Source organism: Halorubrum sp. FL23, assembly GCF_052439115.2.
Taxonomy (GTDB): Archaea; Halobacteriota; Halobacteria; order Halobacteriales; family Haloferacaceae; genus Halorubrum; species Halorubrum persicum.
The window spans coordinates 232,413-252,793 of sequence record NZ_JBQVRO020000006.1 but is presented as its reverse complement, the minus strand read 5'-3'; the positions used below and the strand labels follow the sequence as shown (position 1 = coordinate 252,793).

Here is a 20,381-nt window from a genome sequence, read left to right as displayed (position 1 = left end):
CTCGGTTCTTGATCCGCTAGTCACGCCGCGTTCAGCCGCCGACCCGTGCATAGGATTGATGGTATTCGCAACTCCACGGCACTATTTCTGTATAGCGACATGCGATTTATCCGGCTGCGATCGAACACGATCTGTGTTGCCGTCGTCACGACAGAAATGTGTGCGAGCGAAACTGCGGTGCCGTCCTACCCCAACAGCCGGTACACGTTCGCTTCGTACGTCTCTCGGACCTGGTCTCCCCAGTTGTGGGTGTAGGTGTCGATCACGTCGTCGGCGACGTCGCCGCGGAGGTACTTGACGACGCCGCGGTCCCCCGTCCGGTCCCGGAGATGCGTCGTGAAGAAGTGACGGAAGTAGTGTGGCGTCACGTTCTCTGCGGCGCCGCCGCCCGTGCGGTACCAGCCCGCGTCTCGGGCGTGGCGCTCGACGACGTGTCTGACCGCCTGTGGGTCGAGTCGCTCGCCCCATCCCTCCGCGGTGCCGACGAACAGCGGGTCCGCGGCCGACGCGCCGTCCGGTCGAACGGCGAGCCACCGTTTCAGCGTCCGGGACAGCTCTTCGTCGACCGGGATCACGGTGGCCCGCTTGCGCTTGTTCGATGCGGTGCGGACTTCGCCGTTCAGCTCCTCGCCGACGGCGGCGTCCGGCGTGACGTACAGCGAATTCGGGCGGTCCGCGAGGGCCGGTCGCGTCCCGAGCGCGTACGCCGCCTCGACCTCCTCGTCGTCGATCGCGAGATCGCGGAGATCGAGGTTGCAGAGCTCGCCGACCCGCATGCCGGTCTTCAACAGAGTGACGACGAGCGCGCGGTGGAGCGGGTGTCGAACGCCGGCGACGAACTCGCGCATCGCCGGGATCGACACGTCCCGCCGCGCCGGGTCCTTATCCACCGTCTCGTCCATCTCCTCCATCACCAGCGTCATCGGGTTCCCTTCGAAGACGCCCACCTCGGTCATGTACCCGTAAAATCGGTGCAGATACGCGGCGTACGTCGCCACCGTACTGTCGGCCACGTCGCCGCGCAGCGAGTGAACGAACGCCATGCAGTCGCGATGGGTCGCCGACGCCGGCGTCGTTCCGGGATCGAGAAACGACTCGAACCGACGAAGCACGCGCTCGTAGGAGTCGCGCGTCCGCTCGGTTTTCCCGTGGTAGGTGAGGTCCTCGAGGAAGTACGCGACCGGGTCGTCGACCTCGGCCGGGGCTCGCGTGCTACTCATCGATCAGCGTGTACCCTCCCTTCCGTCCGTTGTACCGAACTCGGTTTTGGTCCTGGAGTGAATCGAGCGCGTCTTCCAGCCGGCCCTCGAAGTCGTCGAACACCGCGTCGACGAGTTCCTCCCACGAGAGCACGCCGTCGGCGAGCGCCGCTTCGACCCGTCTTTCGAGGCCGCTACCCCCGGGGTCAGACCCCGTCGGATCGGGTTCGGCGGGGGTTTCGCTCGCCTCGATCGAAAACCCGCGTCTCCCGGCCTGTACCATCGTTCTGACGAACTCGCTTTGTGACATCCCCAACTCATCGGCGTGATCCTGCCAGGTCGCCTTCTGCCGTTCGGGGACGTACGTCTTCACCGAGCGCCGGTCGTCGCTCATCGTTCGATCCGGGCTACTCGGGCCTCCATCTTCAATCTACCCCACAATTCGGGATAAATTCACTTATACAGCACTGTAGGCCCACCATTACCGAGGTAAGCACGGCATATCCATTTTTATAGTACTACCAAAACGGCCGCGTAGTGATACAAAACGAGATATGAAATGAGAGCCGAACCGACGCTCGATACTCGCTGACGCATACTGTGCCAGTATCGCACAGTCGACCGGGGTATTGGTGTCGGTGCGGGTGACCGAGTTTCTCGGAGCAAAAGGCGATCGTCTCGGTCCACGCCGATCCAGACGCTACGACCCGCCGGGCTGGAGGCACCGGAGTCGGCGTGGCGGCATCTTCTTCGGACGCGTGAGCGCGTTCTCCCGGCGCTGACGGGATGCTTGTGGAGCAGGGAGAGAGAACGCGGCGAGCCAGCTGCGGACCCGCTACGGCGCCTCAGCGGCAAAACACCGACCTTCGGTCGAACGCACCACGTCTCGGCTGTTCGGGTCCCGGAAACGGCGATCGCCCGGCGACGCCTATATCGTATGCCGCTATAGAAAGTGGCCGGGTTAGACCCGGATCTCGGAGGACGACTCCTCGACCGCGATCGCGTCGAGCGCGCGTTCGACGGCCGGGTCGCGTTCGGCGGCGTTCCGCATCAGCACGGTCTCGCTGGGGAACAGGTGCTCGCCGACGACGAGCCCGTGTTCCCGGGCCGTCGAGCCGGTGACCGTGAGGTAGACGCCGAGTCCGGTTCGGGCGATAGCGGCCTCCTCCTCCTCGTCTGCGTTCGGGTAAACGAAGTCGACGCCCTCCAGCGCATCCGTCCCCAGCACGGCGGTGACGAGTCGCTCGTAGCGCGGCGAGATACAGAGCGGTCCCTCGTGCTCCGCGACGAACGCCCGGTCGAGGTCGACGCCGGGGTCGATCCCCTCCGGTCGCCCCATCAGCGTATGGTACACCGTATCTCCGAGCCCGTTGACCACGCGCACGTCGGTGTCGACGGGGTCGATCCGCTCGTTGATGTCGGCGATCTGGCCGAGACCGCTCGATCGGATCCCGACGACCTCCTCCAACACGAGGTCCGCGGAGTCGAATCCGATCGCGAACTCGTGGGTCCGAAGGGCCCGAAACGGCTCCTCGCGGCCGACGAGCTTCAGCGTCACGTCTCCGAGGTCGACGGTAGCCGCGTCGAAGACGATCCGCCGGGGCTTGCCGTCCCGATCGTCGCGCAGCAGCGTGAACTCGGGCTGGGCCGGGTGGTCGGGGTCGGAGTACTCGGTCAGGCGCTCGTACGGGCCGTCATCGGCGTCGACCCGCCCCTTCGTGACGGCCTTCTCGTACCGGAGCGTGTTGCTCACGCGGTCCGCGAGCGCGTCGAGCCGGTCGTCGGGACCGACGGCCGCGATCCGTTCGAGGACCGCCTCGAGCGGGCGGCCTTTCCGCGGCACGGCGACCGGTACCGGTTCGCTCATTACCGGAACTGGGCCGCCGCGAGTAAAACGGGTTGCGCTTTCGGTTCGGTGCGATTTCGAGGGGTCGGTGGACCCGTATTCAGGGGCCGAAGGCCTCGTTGAGCCGCTTTCTGAAGGCTTCGAGCTCTTCGAGGTGGTCGTTGATCGCGTCGAGCTCCGCCTCCACGTCGTCGAGATCCTCGCCGAGCCGCTCCTCGATGTCGGTCAGGCGGGTGTCGACCTCCGCGAGGTCGTCCCAGAGGTCGTCGAACTCCTCGTCGAACCGCTCCATCCGCCCCTCCACGTCGTCCACGCGCTTCTCCGTTGCCTCCAGCCCCGCGGCGGCGTCGTCGACCTCCTCGTACAGCGTCTCGATGTCGTCGCCGAGGTCGTCGACCGCCTCGTCGAGGCCCGTCGTCTCGTCGTCGAGCCGAGACACGTCGTCCGTCACGCCGTCGACGGTCTCCTCGACGGTCGCGACCGATTCCTCGACGCCGGAGACGGTCTCTTTCACGCCGGAAACAGACTCTTCGACCTCCGACACGTCCGATTCCACGCCACCGACCCGGTCGTCGATGCCGTCGACGCGATCGGTGACGGAATCGACCTCGTCGGTCACCGACGCCACCGACTCGTCGACCTGCGAGACCTCCTCGCGCAGGTCCTCTCGGTCCGCGTCGGCGGACGCGAACCGGTCGTCGATCGCGGCCATCTCGGACTCGACGGCGTCGACTTTCTCGTCGAGTTCGTCGAGGATTTCGCGGGCGGTCCCCTCGCCGTCGATGAACTCCGCGAGTGCGTCGGCGTACGCCTCGATGTCGGCGACGCTCGACTGCAGCCGGGCGATCCGCACGTCCACGCTGCGGGGAACGCCAACGTCGAGTTCGGATCGGAGGGTTTCGAGGTCGTCATCGTCCACCTCGCCCGCGCGGATCTCCGACGCGAGCGCCGCCGCGAGCCCCTCTTTCGCCGGAGGCGCTGGGGTTGTGTCCGTCTGTTCGTGTCGCTTATCGTCGATGGGCTCGGTGGCTTCAGCCTCGTCGGTATCGGACTCCTCCGCTACCGACGCCTCGTCGCGCGACGTGACGGCGGCGGTTCCGGCGGCGACTGCTCGCGGTTCGGGGGCCTCCGCGTGGTCGGACTCCTCGTCTTCCTCCGTGGCCGTCGGGGGTGCGTCGGCGTCCGCCGTGTCGGGCGACGGTTCCGCTTCAGCGACCGCCTCGGCGTCGCCGTCGTCGGTTTCCGAGGCACTGACGGCCGGTTCCTCGTCGGCCGACTCCTCGTCGATCGGTTCCTCGTCAACCGAGCCCTCGCCGATCGGTTCCTCACCGACCGGTTCGGACGCGTCATCTTCGGGGGGGAGCGGTTCGTCCATTCCCGGCAGCGTCGCGCGGTCCCCGGAGAGTACCTCTCTGACGGCGTCTGTGTCGCCGGCGCCGAGAACGTCCTCGATCTCCTCGCCGACCGGGACGTGCTCGATCACGGGCGTCCCGAGGAAGCCGTCGAGGTCGGGATCGTCGTCGCGGATGCCGAACACCGTCTCGATCTCCTCGCCGGGGTCGATCACGCGCTCGAACTCCACCCGGTGGTCCTTGTAGGCGGTCCAGTTCTCGCTTTCGTACTCCGGGTGGAACCCGATCCGGTCCATCGGGAACGACTCGGGGATCCGGTCGACGATGCGCACGCGCACTGGGTCCTCGCGGGTTGAGGAGAGCTCGTACATCACCGCGGGCACGGGGAACGCGTCGTCCGTGAAGGACTTCTCGACGCGAATACCGTCCTCGTCGACGGTCGTCGTCGCTTCTGCCGTCCGTTCGCTCATACGGAAACCTCCCGGAGCAGGGGCTTAAAATCCACGGGCCGCGTTTCGGCGCTGATAACCACCGATCGGTGAAATCCCGCGGTGTCGGCGGGTCTGAGGCCGTCGGCTTACAGGTCGATCCGGTCGCCGATCTCGACGACCTCCAAGCGGTTCGGGTGCGAACGACTCCGGACGTGCTCGTGGAGCGCGGTCGGGTCCGCGGTCAACCCCTTCCACATGTCCCAGTGGGTGGGGACGAGTCGGTCGAGCGCCAGATCCTCGGCGGCGGCGGCAATCTCGTTTTCGTCGCTGTACCACTTCGTCTCGACGGGGTCACCCGTCTCCTTGTCCGGGATCCTGCCGACGGAGCCGAACGCCAAGATCCCGAGATCGATGTCGAACTCCTCGGCGAGCCCCTCGAACGACGCCGAAGGCTTGCTGTCGCCGGCGTGGAACAGGGTACCCGAGTCGTGTTCGATGACGTACCCAACCGGGTGCGTCGCGTCTGCGTCCTGCGTTTCGACGACGTGGACGGTGAACTCGCCTACCTTCAGCTCGTCGCCCTCGGTCACTTCGAGGAACGCCTCCTCGTCCACGTCCCAGTGCTCGGTCCAGCGCTCCTCCTCGCGGGCGACCGCGAGCGAGTCGTCGGGGGCGACGAAGTCGGCCTCGGTGTTCGCGAGGATCGGCGCCTGCGAGGGGCCGTGAACGTGGTCCGTGTGTTCGTGGGTCGCCAGCACCGCGTCCGCTTCGTCGACGTCCTCGGGGTCGAACGGGACCGGGATCATTCGGACCGTGCGCGGGGGGTCGCCCGTGCCGACGTAGGGGTCGATCCAGAGGACGGTCCCCTCGCTCCCCTTGATCGCGAACCCGTTGCAGCCGAGGTACCACAGCGACACCGTGTCGGGGTCGGCCTCCGCGACCGCACGCGGCAGCCAGTCGCCCCAGTCGGAATCGGTCATGGCCGGTGGTGTGTGTGCAGGCGGGGTAATCGTTCCGGAGTCGGCGGGGATTCGACCAATCTGCGGGACTGACCGAAAATTCGTTGCTAATAAAACGACGAAAACCCGTGTGAGAACGAACGGATATATCGTATGTCGCGATACAGAATGAACCCATCCTCGCCTCGCGGAGGCAAGGATGAAACGCCCAGCGTAACGGCTGGACCCACGGCTCAGCGAGAAACGGCGGAGAGACGGGAGCCGACTGTTCCCGAATGGCTGTTCCCGAATTGCCGATCGCGGTCGGCTATCGGTCCCTGGCGGCCGCGACGGCGTCGACCGTTCGACGCGCGTTCTCGGCGATACTCTCGTAGTCGCCGTCAGCGACCGCGGTGGCGTCGACGATCGCGCTGCCGACGCCGACCGCCGCGGCTCCCGCCTCGATGTACGCACCGGCGTTGTCCGGACCGACCCCGCCGGTCGGGACGATTGGGATCTGCGGGAGCGGGCCGCCGAGAGCGGCGACGTGGTCCGGTCCGCCCGTCGAGGCCGGGAACAGTTTCACGAGGTCGGCACCGACCTCGTACGCCCGGAGCGCCTCCGTCGGCGTGAACGCGCCGGTCGCGACCGGCGTTCCGTAGCGGTTCCCGACCTCGATCACGCCGTCGTCGACCGTCGGCGTGACGAGGAACTGGGCGCCCGCGAGCTGTACCGCCCGCGCCGTCTCGGCGTCCAGAACCGTCCCGGCCCCGACGAGCACGTCGTCGAAGCGGTCGGCGAGCGTGCCGATCGTCTCCGTGACGCTCGGCGTGTCCGCGGTCACTTCGAGCGCCGTGACGCCGCCCTCGACCACGGCGTCCGCCACGTCGACCGCCGACTCCGGGTCCACGCCGCGGAGGATCGCGACCACGCCGCCCTCCCGGATCTGATCGACTCGTTGTGCCTGCATACCGTTACACCGGACGGTGAGCGTGATAAATGAGACGGCTCGCGACCGATGGCGTCGGCGAGCGCTGTGGGAGGGTGCCCTTCGAGCGCCGTCTTCCGCGGAATCGAGGCCGTTGACGACGGCGACTCGCCACGATAATTACGCCCTTAATTTTGTAATGGATACGCGTCGAGACGCCGGCAACGACACCGCGCAACCGACCGCCCTCGCCGTAGCGGTACCCGAAACGACTAACAGAAACGGTTGGATACACCCACCAAGGAATGGCTGAAATCGTCGACTACGAACTGTTCGAAGTGCCGCCGCGGTGGCTCTTCCTCCGCGTGGAGACCGCCGACGGCACGGTCGGGTGGGGGGAGCCGGTCGTCGAGGGGCGATCGAAGACCGTGCGAACCGCGGTCGAAGAGCTGTTCGACACCTACCTGCTCGGGAAGGAGGCCGGTCGGATCGAGGACCACTGGCAGGCGATGTACCGGGGCGGGTTCTATCGCGGGGGTCCCGTCCTGATGAGCGCCATCGCCGGCATCGATCAGGCGCTCTGGGACATCAAAGGGAAACGGCTCGACGTTCCGGTGTACGAACTCCTCGGCGGCGCGGCGCGAGAGCGGATCCGAGTGTACCAGTGGATCGGCGGCGACCGCCCGTCCGACGTGGCGGAACAGGCCCGAGAACAGGTCGAGGCGGGGTTCACCGCGCTGAAGATGAACGCGACCGAGGAGATCGAGCGGATCGACGACCCCGCCACCGTCGACGCCGCGGCGACGCGCCTGCGGGAGGTCCGGGAGGCCGTCGGCGACGAGGTCGGCATCGGCGTCGACTTCCACGGTCGCGTCTCCAAGCCGATGGCGAAGCGGCTCGTCGAGGCGCTCGAACCGTACGACCCGATGTTCGTCGAGGAACCCGTCCTCTCCGGGCACAACGACGCCCTTCCGCAGATCGCCCAACACACGACGACGCCGATCGCGACCGGCGAGCGCATGTATTCCCGGTGGGACTTCAAGGAGGTCTTCGAGGACGGCGCCGTCGACGTGATTCAACCGGACCTCTCGCACGCGGGCGGGATCACCGAGGTGAACAAGATCGCCGCGATGGCCGAGGCGTACGACGTGGCGATGGCGCCCCACTGCCCGCTGGGGCCGATCGCGTTAGCCTCCTGCCTGCAGGTCGACGCCTGCTCGCCGAACGCCTTCATCCAGGAGCAGAGCCTCAACATCCACTACAACGAGACGAGCGACGTGCTCGACTACCTCGCGGACCCGTCCGTCTTCGACTACGAGGACGGGTACGTCCAGATCCCCGATGCGCCCGGTCTCGGGATCGAGATCGACGAGGAGCACGTCCGCGCGCAGGCCGAACGAGACGTGGACTGGCACAACCCCGTGTGGCGCCACGCGGACGGGAGCGTCGCCGAGTGGTAAGCGGCCGATAGCGGTTCGGCGCCGAGCGCCTCGGTGCGGCCCCTCCAGACGGTGATTATTTGCCCGAGCGCTCGCCAGTAGTGGACGTGATATCGACCGACCCGACCGAGAACGCCGTCGCGAACAGACACGCGGACACCGTCGCCGTCGTCACCGGGTCGACGCGGGGGATCGGCGAGGGCGTCGCCCGTCGCTTCGCCGCCGAGGGCGCCGCCGTCGTGGTGACCGGTCGATCGGTCGCCGCCGGTCAAGCTGTGGTCGACGATATCGAGTCGGCGGGCGGCGAGGCCACCTTCATCGAAGCGGACATGCGCGAGCCCGCGGAGATCGAGGCGCTCATCGAACACGCGGCGGCGGAGTACGGTCGGATCGACGTATTAGTGAACAACGCGGGGGTCCAGACGGAGACGACCGCACGCGAAGCGACGACGGACGACTGGGAGTTCGTCCTCGAAACCGACTTCCGGGCGTTCTGGCTGTGCGCGAAACACGCCGCCGACCACATGCCCCCGGGCGGGACCATCCTCAACACGTCCTCGAACCACGCGTTCCTCACGATGCCGGGGCTGTTCCCGTACAACGCGGTCAAAGCCGGGATCAACGGGATGACCCGCGCGATGGCGTTGGAGCTCGGCCCGGACGGGATCACGGTGAACACGATCAACCCCGGCTGGATCGAGATCGACCGCACCGAGGAGGAGTTGGGCGACGACTACGAGTATACGGAGGAGATCCACCCGGTGGGGAGGCTCGGAACCCCCGCCGACGTGGCCGGGCTCGCCGCCTTCCTCGCGAGCGACGACGCGAGCTTCATCACCGGCGAGAGTATCCTGATCGACGGGGGGCGCTCGCAGGTGATGCAAGACGATCAGTACCTCGACTACCGGCGCGACGCGTGACCGATCGGCGGTCAGGCGGGCGTCGACGGGCTCCGTTGGCTGTCGCTAAAATCCAAAATATAAACCGAATATAATAGAAAGATAGGTTATGTTTCTTAGTATTACACCAGCAATCAGATTCGTGAAGCGGTCGGATCGACACTCTGCGTCGTAGTGCCGATGATCGAGCGGGCGATCGCTGCGATCGTGAAGTTACGCTTTCACAAACCCATACGGATCGGAACCTCGACCTGCGGAGCGACGGATACCCATCGATAGATGCGATCCGAACGATTCGAACCGAACGATTCGATCCGAACGATTCCGGTTCGACTCGCCGGTTATACGTGCGGCCGTGTCACTTCCACGGCTCTTCTCACTGGTTCGGTGCCGTTGGCTGAACCGGCAGGTCACTGGGTAGTTGTGTCGGTTCCTCTGCGACAAATACGTCGCTATCAGCCCACGAAACAGCGGGAACTACGGTGTGTCTCGCAGATCCCGACGCGACGAACGGTGACGTTTGAAATATACAGTTTCTGTTAAGACGCTCTTACCATCATTTTTTAGAAAATTACGACGTCGGCGAGCGTCGTGCTCCCGGCGGCACGGGGCGAACGCTAACGACGCCAGCTCGAATCACTGACGACCGATCGACCGCAGGCGCGATCGCGGTGGCCTCACTCGACGCGTGGGAGGTCGACGATGAACACGGAGCCCGTCGGCTCGTTGTCTTCGATCCGAACGCTGCCGCCGTACTGAGCGACGAGTGACTGAACGAGGTACAGCCCGATTCCCGTTCCCGGACTTCCAAGTCCCCGCTCGCCTTTCCCGAACACGATCTCCTTCTTGTCGTCCGGGATTCCCGGCCCGTTGTCCGCGATTCGGACTTCGACAGCGTCGTCTCGGACAGCGCACGACACCTCGACGAACGGTGCGTCCTTGTCGTTGTGCTGAACGGCGTTGTTCAGGAGGTTCCGGAACACCGAGCTGAGCATGCTGTCGGCTGCCACCGCGACGTCGGGGACCGGTTCATCGACGGCGAACTCGGCTTCTGGAAACGACTCCTCGCGGAGCGACAGTTCGGTCGTCAGGGCCGTTCGAAGCGAGACCGGCTCCACGGAGAGATCCCCGTCTGAGACGACCGTTTCGACGTAATCGCGTGCGGTCTCGGTCAGTTCGACGACGTGCTCTCCGCTGGCGAGGATCTTGCGGAGGTACTCTTCCCCTTCGGCGTCGACGTGGGATTCGAGCAACTCCAACCAGCCGAGCACGACTGCCATATCGTTTCGGATGTCGTGGCGGACGATTCGGTTCAGCAGTTCGAGCTCCCGTTCGCGGCGCTGTTGCTCGGTGATGTCCGTACAGATGCCGACGACTTCGGTGACCTCGCCGGCATCGTCTCGAAGCGCGACCTGACGCGTGAGCACCCACCGAACCGATCCGTCGGGTTGGATGACGCGGCCCTCGTACGCCTTGTCACGGACTCCGTGGGCCGATTCCTCGATGTTTGCACGCACCCGCTCGCGGTCGTCCGGATGGATACTGTCGATCAGCAGGCTGATGTCGTCTTTGACATCGCCGGGAGGGAGCCCCCAGATGTCTTCGAACCCGGCGCTGATGTAGTCGAACGTTCCCGGTTCGGTGGCCGTCCACAGCGCGACTCCGTCGAGGTGATCGAACAGGGCTCGGAAATCGCGCCGCTTCCCGAGCGAACCGTGGGTCATAGCGACGTATTCGCGTCGAGATTGATAAACACCGATCGTGGATCCTCGAAGCCGAGATCGGTGGGTAGGGCCGCGTTGTTTCCAGGGATCGAGGATAGAGAGACCCACCCACCGGGGGTGTTTGATCGTCGATCGGCGTCGCGCGTCCAGTTCGCGTCTCTCGCGAGCAGCGTCCCGCAACCGGTGGCGGGGTGGCCAACGCTCAGAGCGACTCGTACAGCGCCCGGTATCGCTCGGCGATCGCGTCGAGCGAGAACGACGCGCTGCGCGCCGCCGCGTTCGACCCCAGTCGCTCGCGGAGTGCGGGGTCGGACAGCCGGCGTATCGCGTCGGCGAACGCCGCCGTCTCGTCGTCGCCGTCGGGGTCGACCTTCAGGCAGTCCTCGCCGTCGTCGAGCCACGAGAACGTCTCGATGTCGCGGACGACCACGGCCGTCCCGGCGGTCATCGCCTCCAGCAGCGCGATCCCCTCGTTCTCCTCGTGGGTCGGGAACAGGAACACGTCGCCGGCGGCGAACGCGCCACGCACGTCGTCGACGAAGCCGGTGAACGTGCAGTTGTCCGGCGACTCCTCGATGAGTCGAGTGGTCTCCCGACCCTTCAGCGAGAGGTCGAGCGGCCCGAACCACGCGAAGTCGATATCGGGGAGCTCGCGGGCCAGATCGACGAACGTCTCCAACCCCTTCCGCTTGATCACGTGGCCGACGAGGAAGACGGTCGGCGGGTCGAGGTCGTAGCGCTCGCGGTACTCGGCCTCCAGCGACTCGAAGCCGGCGAGCTTCTCGCGGTCGACGCCGTTCGAGATGACGGTCGTCGGCGCGTCGGTGTACCCCTCGATCACGCCGCGGTTGTACTCGGAGGGGCAGACCAGCGCGTCGGCGAGCCCGTACGCCCGGCTGAGGTACGGTTTGAGGGGTTTCGCGAGCGCGTTGGTGAAACGGAAGCTGTCGCCGAAGTCCTCCGCGGTGACGTGGGTGTGCGCGACCACGGGGATCCCGCGGTCGCTCGCGCGCTTCGCGTACCACACCGATCGGGGCCCCATCAGGTTGCAGTGGAACACGTCCGCGTCGAGGGTCGGCTCGGTCGTGTACGCGATCCCCTCGCGATCGAGCATCTTCCGCTGGTGGACGACGGACTCGTGGATGCCGCCGGTGACGTGGTCCTCGAACTCGAAGTAGTGGCTGACCTTCATCGCGGAACAGGGGCCGTCCCGAAGCTGCGGCTCGAACCGGCGACGCTCACTCCACTTCCAGCCACGGGACCTCCATCAGCGGGGGGATGTACGTCTCGATGTGGTGTTCCCACACGCCCTCCTCGCCGAACGCCTCGCCGTGGTCCGCGGTGACGACCACGTCGCCGTCGAGCTCGTCGACGAGTTCGGAGACGGACTCCAGGGCGATCCGGAGGTTCTCCTCGTACAGCTTGAGCGCGGTCACGCGGGTGCCGTCCGTCATGAGATCCTTGGGGTCGAGCTCCAGCCACAACCCCGCCTTCTGGGCGAACTCGCTGTCGTCGAGTCGGCTCTCGATCTTCGGTCGGACCGAGTCGCTGAGCGACGAGAGGAGGCCGCCGTCGTCTGCCGCGTCACCGCCCTCGGCCTCTTCCTCCTCCTGCCGTTTGATCCCCTTCTGGATCTGCTTGAGCTTCTGGCCCGATCCGCGCGAGAGGTACGGCGCGTGCGGCTGCATGTAGTGGAGCACGGTCCGGTCGGCGCGCTCGATGGCGTCGAGGTTGTTGCGGTACGCCTCTGTCATCCCCTCCGGCGGGACGGTGCCCAGATCGTCGTCCCAGCCGGTCTTCCAGACGTCGTGAATGTCGCTGATGTGCTCGGAGGCGGTCCACTCGTAGTCGCAGCTCGCGCCCCACTTCAGCTCGTTCAGCGGGATCCCCAGATCGTTGATGAACGGGTTCCCGGAGAAGTACGCGATGTCGTGGTCGCCGGTGAACGTCCGGGAGGCCCACTCCGGCGTCGACGACCCGACGCTCCGACGCTTCTCTAAGTCGCCGTCGAGGTACTCGTCGTACACGTCCTCGAACACGTCGTAGCGGCACGCGTCCAACACCAGACAGTAATCCCACTCCGATTCGAGGAACCGCTGATCGTCCATAAGTACGCGACAGTTCCCCGTCGACGGTTGTATTCTTGTTGGTGCCGCCTCGGGAAGCGTATCCGGCTCCTCCCGGCCTGAGAAGCCCGATCTGTGGCAGTTCGATAGCCGCGCTCGTTCGGAATACCGCCCCGCGAGACGGGCGAGAACCAATCAGACGTTTCAAGTCCGACACCCCGCCATACCCCCTATGGACGGGAGCCAGCGGCGCGGACTGGTCATCGGCGGAGTCGCGGCGGTCGCGGTCTTCGCCGTCCTCTTCGTCGTCGTCGGAGCGGACCGCGTGATCGAGACTCTGCTGGCGGCGGAGCCGGCCCTGGTCGCGGCGACGTTCGGGTTCGCGCTCTGTTGGCTGGTCGCGTGGAGCCTCATGCTCCGGACCGTCCTCGGTTCGCTGGAGGTCTCCCTCTCGGTCGCCACGTCGTTCCTCGTCTACTCCGGGGCCGTCTTCGCCAACAACATCACCCCGTTCGGGCAGGCGGGCGGCGAGCCGGTGGCCGCCGCGCTCATCGCGCGGGTCTCCGGGTCGCGCTACGAGACGGGGCTCGTCGGCATCGCCAGCGTCGACGTGCTCAACGTCGTCCCCTCCATCTCGATCGTGTTCCTCGGCGTCGGCTACTACGCGACCACCGCCGCGGTCGGAGAACGGATCGAGATCGCCGTCGCCGTCGCCGTCGCGCTGATCGCGGCGATCGTCACGGGGATCGGTCTGGGCTGGCGGTACCGGCGAGTCGTCGTCGACCGGCTCCCCAGCGCGGTCGGCGGGCTCGCCGGGCGGCTGGACCGGTTCGACGCCGCGACGGTCGAGGCCGGGATCGCCAACAGGCTGGGGAACTTCTTCGAGGACATCGAGCGCGTCGGCACGAGCCCGGGGCGGCTCGCCGCGGCCGTGGGGCTCTCGCTGTCCGGCTGGCTGTTCCAGGCCGCCGCGCTCACGGTCGCGTTCGCCGCCGTCGGCCACCAGATCTCGCCGGTGGTCCCGCTGTTCGCCGTTCCGCTGGCGTACGTCGCTGGCGCGACCCCACTCCCGGGCGGGCTCGGCGGGATCGAGGCGGCGTTCGTCGCGCTACTCGTCCCCACGACGGGCGTCCCGGCGTCCGCGGTCACCGCCGCCGTGCTCGTGTTCCGCGGCGGCGTCTACTGGATGCCGGTGGCGATCGGCGGCGTCTCCGCGTCGGTGCTCGGCGTCCGAACGGTCCAGTGACACCGCGCCTGCGGGGCTTGTGACTCCCACCCGTGACGCATGAACGCGAGACACGCATTGACCGGCGAGAGTCGACACCCAGCTAACAGGGCCATTTTTGTCGGTGTGCCCGGTATTCGAACGTTATACATGGGCGATGCTCTCAGCGCGACGGAGGCCCGGGAGCGGCTCTACGAGGTGATGGGCCGGGATCTCCCGTTCGAAGAGAAGGCGACGCTGGCGCTGTCGGTCGGAGAGACGTATCTGGGCGTGGAGAACGGTCACCTGACGCGGATCGACCCCGAGAGCGACTACTGGCGGGCGATCGCGAGCACCGACCCCGAGGGCGGGACGTTCCCGGCCGGGCTCCAGCTGGATCTCCGGAACACGTACTGCCGGCTGGCGATCGACGGCGAGAGCCCCGTGAGGCTACACGACGCGCCGGAGCAGGGGTTGGCCGACGACCCCGCGTTCCAGCGGTACGGGCTCCACTGCTACCACGGCAGCGCGATCACCATCGACGGCGAGCTCTTCGGAACGCTCTGTTTCGTTTCGATGGAGCCGCGCGCGGAGCCGTTCGACGAGGCCGAGACGCTGTTCGCGGAGCTGATCGCTCGGATGCTGGAAACGGAGCTCCAGGAGGCGCGGACCGACGCGAAGATCGACCGGCTCGATCAGTTCGCCAGCGTCGTCTCGCACGACCTCAGAAGTCCGCTGAACGTCGCCCAGGGGCGCGTCGACATCGAACGCTCCTCCCGCGACAGCGAGCACCTCGAGATCGCCGCGCGGTCCCTCGACCGGATGGAGGACCTGATCGCCGACGTGCTCACGGTGGCCAGACAGGGACAGGAGGTCGAGGAGACGGAGCTCCTCTCGCTGGACGCGGTCGTCGAGGAGTGCTGGGACGCGGTGCGGACCGACGACGCGAGCCTGAGCGTGGCGGCGGATCTCCGGTTCAAGGCGGACCCCAGCCGCGTGCGCCACCTCTTCGAGAATCTGTTCCGGAACGCGATCGAACACGGGGGAGACGACGTGTCGATCCGCGTCGGACCGCTCGACGACGGGGGCGGCTTCTACGTCGAAGACGACGGCCCCGGAATTCCGGAGGCGGACCGGGAGCGGGTCTTCAAGACGGGGTTCACGACCGGATCGGAGGGGATCGGTCTCGGCCTCGCGATCGTCGAGGGGGTCGTCGAGGCCCACGGGTGGCGGATCGCGGTCGAGGAGGGCGCCGACGGCGGCGCGCGGTTCGAGGTGTCCGACGTGGTCGCCCCGTAGGGACGAGCGCTGCGCGGGCGCGCCGCGTCGACGACCGGTCGGGGGCGAAGGCCGACCCGGGGCGGTCCGGCCCGTCAGAAGAACAGCCAGATGACGAGCAGCGCGTACAGCATCGCGAGCGCGATGATCGTGAGCCGGATCAGGATGTTGACGCTGAAGACGAGGCCGTTGTAATCGTTCTTCAGAAGCTTGAGCGGGCGGGTCCGCCGGCTCGTCAGGCCGACCGTCGCCGGGGCCACGTCGCCGGCGGCGCGCTCGACCGCCGCCGTCAGCGCGTCGGTGTCCGATCGCGTCGTGTTCGCGAGCTCGTGGATCGAGGCGTGCGTGTCCGTCGAGAAGATCAGGACCTCGTCGAACGTCTCGCGGTAGTCGGCCGCCAGCTCCCGCACGTCCGGCGTAACTCCGTTGGTGTCGATCCCCATCAACAGGACCTCTTGCCCGTCGACCGACTCGACGATCGCCGCGACGTCTTGGTCCGCGTGGCGGACAGAGAAGCCGGCCGCGTAGTCGGAACGCGGCGCGTCGGCGAGCCGCTCGCGGAAGTCGTCGAAGTGGCGTTTCAGCCGGTCCGCCTCGGCGGAGCCGTACAGCACCTCCTTCTCCGGGCCGTTCTGGAGGTCGTGTTTGTGGAGGTCCACGAGCAGCACCTCCGACTTGTCGACGTCGCTCATGAACACGCCCGTGTCGTAGTCGTCGATCCCCTCGCCGTGAAGGAATATCACCTGCTTGTCGCCGATCCGCCGGCCGTAGAACTCGATCTCGCCGTAGTCGTGACTCACCAGCCGCGACGCGCGGGCGACGCGCTCGGGGTCGGCGACGGCGTCGAGGATCTTCTCGGCGTCGCCCGGATTCGAGAGGTCCTCTTTGTGCGTACACGGGACGTGGAGGAAGAACCCGCTCTCGCCGTCGGCGCCCTCCTCGCCGTCGTTGAGGGCGTCGATGACGTTTCCGCTCAGCTGCCCCCCGCCGAACCCGCCGAGGGGGCCGGGGTGGACCCACGGCGCGGCGAGGGTGAGCCGATCGCCGTTGTCGATCGCGAGCGTCTCGACGGCGGGCTCGGCCTCGACGCCCAGGTCGAGGGAGGCGCGGTCGTTCCGCAGGATGCCGGAGGTGAGTTCGAACGCGGAGACCTCGGTGTTGCTCCGAATGAGGTAGTCCACGATCCCGAGCACCAACACGAGGAACGCCGCCGCGATGAGCAGCGAGGCGAACGCGAACACGTGCCGGTACGTCGTGAAGCCGAGATCGCCGCCGGCGAACGCGTAGAAGGCGGCGATCAGCGCCGCCGGCTCGGCGAGCCCGACGAAGAGAATCCGCTTGTAGTGGTCGATCCCCGTCGAGATCACGAGCACGAGGATGTTGATCAGGTACACCGTGATAAAGAGGAGCCAGACGATGCTCCACGCGTTCCCCACGTCGTTGGCTCCGGAGAGGACCAAGACGTGGACGAACGTCACCAACTGGTTCGTCAGCGCCAGGAAGAAGCTCCACGTCCGCGGGTACCCCGGGAGGACCCGGTGAAACAGCTCGCCGGCGAACAGGAAGGGGAGCAGGAACAGGAGGACCGCGACCGGAAGCAGCGTCGACGGCTCCGGGGACAGCGGCGTGAACATCGAGAAGGCGGTGAACGCGACGACGCTGTAGGCGACGGCGAGCAGTGCCATCGCGGGGATCTGCCGCGAGAGCGACGGGACGCTGAACACCAGCCGCTGAAACACGTCGACGTTGTCCGCGCCCATCTACGACACCCCGTATATCTCCTCTAGCTCGTCTATCGTCCGCTCGACGGAGAACTCCTCGACCGCCTCGCGGGTCGGTCTGTCGCCCTCGAGGCAGTCGACGACGGCGCGCTCCATGTCGTCGAGGTCGCCGTGTTCGAACCGGGCGCCGTTGTCGTCGCCGATGGTCCGGTCGAACGGGGGGACGTCGGCGGCGGCGACCGGTGTCCCGCAGGCGTTCGCCTCGAGCGTCGAGAGCCCGAGCGTGTCGCAGGTCGAGGCGGTGACGAACACGTCGAGCGCGGAGTAGAACGCCGGGAGGTCCTCGCGAGGGAGGAAATCCCGGAACTGCACGTTCGCCGGCGCGCCGCGTTCGAGGTCGTCCCGGACCGGCCCCTCGCCGACCAGTTCGAACCGCAGGTCCGGTCGGCGGTCGGCGAGCCGGAGCAGCTCGCCGACGTGTTTCTTCCGGGTCATCCGGCCGCTGTACCCCACCGTCGGCTCGTCGCTCGCGAACCGCGAGTCCGCGACCGGCCGGAACGTGTCGGCCTCGATCCCGACTGGCAGCCTCCGGGGCGTCACGTTTCGGCGGATGCGCGAGGTCGAGGCGGTGACGCAGTCGAACGACTGGAGGAACCGGTTCTCGTAGGCCACGTACGCCCGCCCGGCGATGCCGGCCAGCGACTGCAGTTTCAACCCCTGGACGAAGTAGTCCTCCACGGGGGTGTGGTGAGTGTACACGGAAGTCACACCGCGCTTCTTCGCGTATCGACGGCCCATCAGGCCGGTCGAGGCCGGGCCGTGGCAGTGGACCACGTCCAGGTCGGGAAGCGTCGAGAGGCGTCGGTAGGTCGGAACGCGATACTGCCGGTAGAAGGGGTTCGGCAGCGACGGGACGGGGATCTCGCGCTCGTCGGGGTCGTGACTGCTCGCCGGGTAGACGACGTACACCTCGTGGCCGCGGTCCTCGAGCCGGTCCCGCCACGCGCGGATCGTGTACGTCACGCCGTCGATGCCGGGCAAGTAGCTGTCGGTGAAGAATCCGATGTTCATGCGTGGGCTCGCCGTCGGCGTGTCGTCTGTCTCGCGCCGCCGTCGGAGAGCTCACCGGAGTCGGGCGACTGCGCCGATCCGTCGCGGACCGCGTCCGCGGGGGCGACCGCCGCGCCGGTCGCGGTCGCGCCGTCGCGAGCTGATGGGCCCGTAGCGCCGTCGTCGTATCCAGACTGTGCCACGGTTGTTACGTCGCGGGTTCCCCTCGGACGGCTATCAACATTTTCATTTCGCGACCCACGCGGTCCCGTCCCCTCGGCGGCGCCGTCCCTTCGCGGCCCCACCATTAACCACCCGGCACGCGAATCTCCGCCCATGATCACCACCGATCGGATGGCGGCGGTCGACGCCAACGCGGCCGCCCTCGGCGTCCCGCGGAAGCAGCTGATGGAGTCGTCGGGCAACGCCGTCGCCCGGGAAGTCCGAGCGATCGCGGAGCCCGGGGCGAGCGTCGAACTGCTCTGCGGGCGCGGGAACAACGGTGGAGACGCGTTCGTCGCGGCGCGCTTCCTCTCGGCGTACGACGTGACCGTCCGCCTGCTCGGCCGCCCCGCGTCGATCCGGACCGAGATCGCGCGCGAGAACTGGGCGGCGCTCCGGAGCGCCGACCTATCGACCGCGACGGTCACCGACGCCGCCGACCTCGCGCTCGACGACCCGGACGTGGTCGTCGACGCGATGCTCGGGACCGGGGTGACGGGCGCCCTTCGGGAGCCGGAGCGAACCGCGGCGCGACTGGCGAACGAGAGCGGAGCCGCGGTCGTCGCCGTCGACGTGCCGAGCGGCATCGACGCCGACACCGGCGAGCCGACCGGAAGCGAGGCCGGCGACGCGGTCTGCGTCGAGGCCGACCGCGTCGTGACCTTCCACGACGAGAAGCCCGGACTGGGGTCGCTCGACGCGGCCGTGACCGTCGCGGACATCGGTATCCCGGCGGCCGCGGAGCGGTTCACCGGCCCCGGCGACCTGCTCGGCATCGCGCGCGACCCGACCTCTCACAAGGGGGAGAACGGCGAGGTGTTGGTGATCGGCGGCGGGCCGTACACCGGCGCGCCCTCCCTCTCGGCCCGGTCCGCGCTCCGAACCGGCGCCGACCTCGTGCGCGTGGCCTGTCCGGAGACCGTCGCGGAGACGGTCCAGGGGTACTCGGCCGACCTCATCGTCCGCGAGCTGTCGGGCGATCGGCTCCGCCCCGCACACGTCGACCGCGCGCTGGATCTGGCCGCCGGCAACGACGTCGTCGTGCTCGGCCCGGGGATCGGCGACGGCGACGAAACGCACCAGTTCGTCCGAGCGTTCCTGTCGCGGTACGACGGGCGCGCGGTCGTCGACGCCGACGCGCTCCGCGTCGTTCCCGAGATCGACACGGACGCCGAGCTGATCTGCACGCCGCACCAGGGCGAACTGGTGGGCATGGGCGGCGAGACCGCCGGCGACCCCGACGAGCGCGCGGCGCTCGTGCGGTCGTTCGCCGACGAGATCGGTCACACCCTGCTGGTGAAGGGCGCGACGGACGTGGTCAGCGACGGGGAGGCGGTCCGGCTGAACCGCACGGGGAATCCGGGGATGACCGTCGGCGGAACCGGCGACGTGCTCGCGGGCGCGGTCGGCGCGCTCGCGGCCGTGACAGATCCGTTTCGGGCGGCCGCGGTCGGCGTGTACGTCAACGGGCTAGCGGGGGACGCCGCGGCGGACGACGCGGGGTACGGCCTCGTGGCGACGGACTTAATCGACCGGCTTCCCGAGGCGATGCGTGATGAGTGACGATCCCGAAGAGGGCTCCGCCGACGAGCTGACTCACACCGACGCCTCCGGCGAGGTCAGGATGGTCGACGTGGGAGAGAAGCCCGACACGAGCCGTCGCGCGGTCGCGCGCGGCGAAATCCGGTTGACGCCCTCGACGATCGCGGCCGTCGAGGCCGACGAGGTCGGGAAGGGCGACGTGCTCGCGACCGCCCGGGTGGGCGCGGTGCAGGCCGTCAAACACACGTGGGAGACGATCCCGATGTGTCACCAGATCCCGATCACGAACGTCGACACCGAGTTCGTCGTCGGCGACGACCGGATCGAGCTGACGGTCGACGTGGAGACGACCGGGAAGACCGGCTGCGAGATGGAGGCGCTGGAGGGCGTGACGACGGGGCTCAACGTCGTCTGGGACATGGTGAAGGCCGCGGAGAAGGACGCCGACGGCGGCTATCCGGACACCGGAATCTCCGGCGTCGAGGTCGTGGCGAAGGAGAAGCGGGCGCTCGGGGAGTAGGTGGACCGACGGCCGCCTCCGC

The 20,381-nt window shown here is 67.6% G+C and carries 18 protein-coding genes; 6 read left to right on the top strand and 12 right to left on the bottom strand.

All coding sequences use genetic code 11. The annotated features are described in order from the left end of the window. Positions 1 to 185 precede the first annotated feature (185 nt). The 6 genes from ACT4MF_RS10030 to ACT4MF_RS10005 all read right to left on the bottom strand — a co-directional run bounded on the left by ACT4MF_RS10030 (position 186) and on the right by ACT4MF_RS10005 (position 6,736). On the bottom strand, positions 186 to 1,220 hold the full coding sequence (locus ACT4MF_RS10030; RefSeq protein WP_444682368.1) for a tyrosine-type recombinase/integrase: 1,035 nt from the start codon (positions 1,218 to 1,220) through the stop codon (positions 186 to 188). Then, positions 1,213 to 1,593 (bottom strand): DUF5805 domain-containing protein, encoded by a 381-nt coding sequence (locus ACT4MF_RS10025; protein WP_444682369.1) that lies wholly within the window; start codon positions 1,591 to 1,593, stop codon positions 1,213 to 1,215. Before ACT4MF_RS10025 ends, ACT4MF_RS10030 begins: the two co-directional genes overlap by 8 nt. 567 nt (positions 1,594 to 2,160) lie before the next feature. Beyond that, positions 2,161 to 3,066, bottom strand: coding sequence for a phosphoribosyltransferase HisG-related protein (locus tag ACT4MF_RS10020; RefSeq protein ID WP_444682370.1), 906 nt, complete (start codon positions 3,064 to 3,066; stop codon positions 2,161 to 2,163). A 79-nt stretch (positions 3,067 to 3,145) separates the two neighbouring features. After that, a complete protein-coding gene (locus tag ACT4MF_RS10015; RefSeq protein WP_444682371.1) occupies positions 3,146 to 4,867 on the bottom strand; it encodes a coiled-coil domain-containing protein in 1,722 nt (573 codons plus the stop codon). Between the two features lie 107 nt (positions 4,868 to 4,974). Beyond that, positions 4,975 to 5,808: an MBL fold metallo-hydrolase gene (locus tag ACT4MF_RS10010; protein WP_444682372.1), complete on the bottom strand. Its 834-nt coding sequence runs from the start codon at positions 5,806 to 5,808 to the stop codon at positions 4,975 to 4,977. A 286-nt stretch (positions 5,809 to 6,094) separates the two neighbouring features. Next, positions 6,095 to 6,736: a bifunctional 4-hydroxy-2-oxoglutarate aldolase/2-dehydro-3-deoxy-phosphogluconate aldolase gene (locus ACT4MF_RS10005; protein WP_444682373.1), complete on the bottom strand. Its 642-nt coding sequence runs from the start codon at positions 6,734 to 6,736 to the stop codon at positions 6,095 to 6,097. A 263-nt stretch (positions 6,737 to 6,999) separates the two neighbouring features. Here ACT4MF_RS10005 and dgoD point away from each other — a divergent pair, with 263 nt between their 5' ends. Further along, entirely contained in the window at positions 7,000 to 8,154 is a 1,155-nt protein-coding gene (gene dgoD / locus ACT4MF_RS10000) for a galactonate dehydratase (RefSeq protein WP_444682374.1), read from the top strand. Positions 8,155 to 8,243: 89 nt separating this feature from the next. After that, positions 8,244 to 9,053, top strand: a complete 810-nt coding sequence (locus tag ACT4MF_RS09995; RefSeq protein WP_444682521.1) for an SDR family NAD(P)-dependent oxidoreductase — start codon at positions 8,244 to 8,246, stop codon at positions 9,051 to 9,053. A gap of 656 nt (positions 9,054 to 9,709) precedes the next feature. Here the strand turns inward: ACT4MF_RS09995 and ACT4MF_RS09990 are convergent. The 3 genes from ACT4MF_RS09990 to ACT4MF_RS09980 form a co-directional block, all read right to left on the bottom strand. Continuing rightward, positions 9,710 to 10,756, bottom strand: a complete 1,047-nt coding sequence (locus ACT4MF_RS09990; protein WP_444682375.1) for a PAS domain-containing sensor histidine kinase — start codon at positions 10,754 to 10,756, stop codon at positions 9,710 to 9,712. 202 nt (positions 10,757 to 10,958) lie between these two features. Then, positions 10,959 to 11,948: a glycosyltransferase family 4 protein gene (locus ACT4MF_RS09985; protein WP_444682376.1), complete on the bottom strand. Its 990-nt coding sequence runs from the start codon at positions 11,946 to 11,948 to the stop codon at positions 10,959 to 10,961. A 46-nt stretch (positions 11,949 to 11,994) separates the two neighbouring features. Beyond that, positions 11,995 to 12,864, bottom strand: coding sequence for a hypothetical protein (locus ACT4MF_RS09980; RefSeq protein ID WP_444682377.1), 870 nt, complete (start codon positions 12,862 to 12,864; stop codon positions 11,995 to 11,997). Positions 12,865 to 13,054: 190 nt separating this feature from the next. Here ACT4MF_RS09980 and ACT4MF_RS09975 point away from each other — a divergent pair, with 190 nt between their 5' ends. Together ACT4MF_RS09975 and ACT4MF_RS09970 are read left to right on the top strand one after the other, a co-directional pair. Then, on the top strand, positions 13,055 to 14,068 hold the full coding sequence (locus ACT4MF_RS09975; protein WP_099256827.1) for a lysylphosphatidylglycerol synthase transmembrane domain-containing protein: 1,014 nt from the start codon (positions 13,055 to 13,057) through the stop codon (positions 14,066 to 14,068). Positions 14,069 to 14,197: 129 nt separating this feature from the next. Then, entirely contained in the window at positions 14,198 to 15,325 is a 1,128-nt protein-coding gene (locus ACT4MF_RS09970) for a sensor histidine kinase (RefSeq protein ID WP_444682378.1), read from the top strand. Between the two features lie 74 nt (positions 15,326 to 15,399). On the opposite strand, the gene ACT4MF_RS09965 is transcribed toward ACT4MF_RS09970, so the two are convergent. From ACT4MF_RS09965 to ACT4MF_RS09955, 3 genes are read right to left on the bottom strand one after another with little or no spacing between them, the layout of a single operon-like run. Next, a complete protein-coding gene (locus tag ACT4MF_RS09965; protein ID WP_444682379.1) occupies positions 15,400 to 17,064 on the bottom strand; it encodes a DUF2070 family protein in 1,665 nt (554 codons plus the stop codon). Continuing rightward, on the bottom strand, positions 17,065 to 18,096 hold the full coding sequence (locus ACT4MF_RS09960; RefSeq protein ID WP_099256830.1) for a glycosyltransferase: 1,032 nt from the start codon (positions 18,094 to 18,096) through the stop codon (positions 17,065 to 17,067). Then, the gene (locus ACT4MF_RS09955; RefSeq protein ID WP_144050482.1) at positions 18,093 to 18,278 is read right to left on the bottom strand and encodes a hypothetical protein; all 186 of its coding nucleotides are present in this window, start codon (positions 18,276 to 18,278) and stop codon (positions 18,093 to 18,095) included. The genes ACT4MF_RS09960 and ACT4MF_RS09955 overlap by 4 nt, the downstream gene beginning before the upstream one ends. Positions 18,279 to 18,411: 133 nt before the next feature. Between ACT4MF_RS09955 and ACT4MF_RS09950 the strand changes: the two genes are divergently transcribed. Then, positions 18,412 to 19,860: an NAD(P)H-hydrate dehydratase gene (locus tag ACT4MF_RS09950; RefSeq protein ID WP_099256831.1), complete on the top strand. Its 1,449-nt coding sequence runs from the start codon at positions 18,412 to 18,414 to the stop codon at positions 19,858 to 19,860. Continuing rightward, on the top strand, positions 19,853 to 20,359 hold the full coding sequence (gene moaC, locus ACT4MF_RS09945; protein WP_099256832.1) for a cyclic pyranopterin monophosphate synthase MoaC: 507 nt from the start codon (positions 19,853 to 19,855) through the stop codon (positions 20,357 to 20,359). Before ACT4MF_RS09950 ends, moaC begins: the two co-directional genes overlap by 8 nt. The last annotated feature ends 22 nt before the right edge of the window (positions 20,360 to 20,381 follow it).

What these genes read in the sequence shown, in the direction of transcription:
- ACT4MF_RS10030 (WP_444682368.1), bottom strand. Translation starts at nt 1,220, where the DNA reads ATGAGTAGCACGCGAGCCCCGGCCGAGGTCGACGACCCGGTCGCGTAC.
- ACT4MF_RS10025 (WP_444682369.1), bottom strand. Translation starts at nt 1,593, where the DNA reads ATGAGCGACGACCGGCGCTCGGTGAAGACGTACGTCCCCGAACGGCAG.
- ACT4MF_RS10020 (WP_444682370.1), bottom strand. Translation starts at nt 3,066, where the DNA reads ATGAGCGAACCGGTACCGGTCGCCGTGCCGCGGAAAGGCCGCCCGCTC.
- ACT4MF_RS10015 (WP_444682371.1), bottom strand. Translation starts at nt 4,867, where the DNA reads ATGAGCGAACGGACGGCAGAAGCGACGACGACCGTCGACGAGGACGGT.
- ACT4MF_RS10010 (WP_444682372.1), bottom strand. Translation starts at nt 5,808, where the DNA reads ATGACCGATTCCGACTGGGGCGACTGGCTGCCGCGTGCGGTCGCGGAG.
- ACT4MF_RS10005 (WP_444682373.1), bottom strand. Translation starts at nt 6,736, where the DNA reads ATGCAGGCACAACGAGTCGATCAGATCCGGGAGGGCGGCGTGGTCGCG.
- dgoD (WP_444682374.1), top strand. Translation starts at nt 7,000, where the DNA reads ATGGCTGAAATCGTCGACTACGAACTGTTCGAAGTGCCGCCGCGGTGG.
- ACT4MF_RS09990 (WP_444682375.1), bottom strand. Translation starts at nt 10,756, where the DNA reads ATGACCCACGGTTCGCTCGGGAAGCGGCGCGATTTCCGAGCCCTGTTC.
- ACT4MF_RS09985 (WP_444682376.1), bottom strand. Translation starts at nt 11,948, where the DNA reads ATGAAGGTCAGCCACTACTTCGAGTTCGAGGACCACGTCACCGGCGGC.
- ACT4MF_RS09980 (WP_444682377.1), bottom strand. Translation starts at nt 12,864, where the DNA reads ATGGACGATCAGCGGTTCCTCGAATCGGAGTGGGATTACTGTCTGGTG.
- ACT4MF_RS09975 (WP_099256827.1), top strand. Translation starts at nt 13,055, where the DNA reads ATGGACGGGAGCCAGCGGCGCGGACTGGTCATCGGCGGAGTCGCGGCG.
- ACT4MF_RS09970 (WP_444682378.1), top strand. Translation starts at nt 14,198, where the DNA reads ATGGGCGATGCTCTCAGCGCGACGGAGGCCCGGGAGCGGCTCTACGAG.
- ACT4MF_RS09965 (WP_444682379.1), bottom strand. Translation starts at nt 17,064, where the DNA reads ATGGGCGCGGACAACGTCGACGTGTTTCAGCGGCTGGTGTTCAGCGTC.
- ACT4MF_RS09960 (WP_099256830.1), bottom strand. Translation starts at nt 18,096, where the DNA reads ATGAACATCGGATTCTTCACCGACAGCTACTTGCCCGGCATCGACGGC.
- ACT4MF_RS09950 (WP_099256831.1), top strand. Translation starts at nt 18,412, where the DNA reads ATGATCACCACCGATCGGATGGCGGCGGTCGACGCCAACGCGGCCGCC.
- moaC (WP_099256832.1), top strand. Translation starts at nt 19,853, where the DNA reads ATGAGTGACGATCCCGAAGAGGGCTCCGCCGACGAGCTGACTCACACC.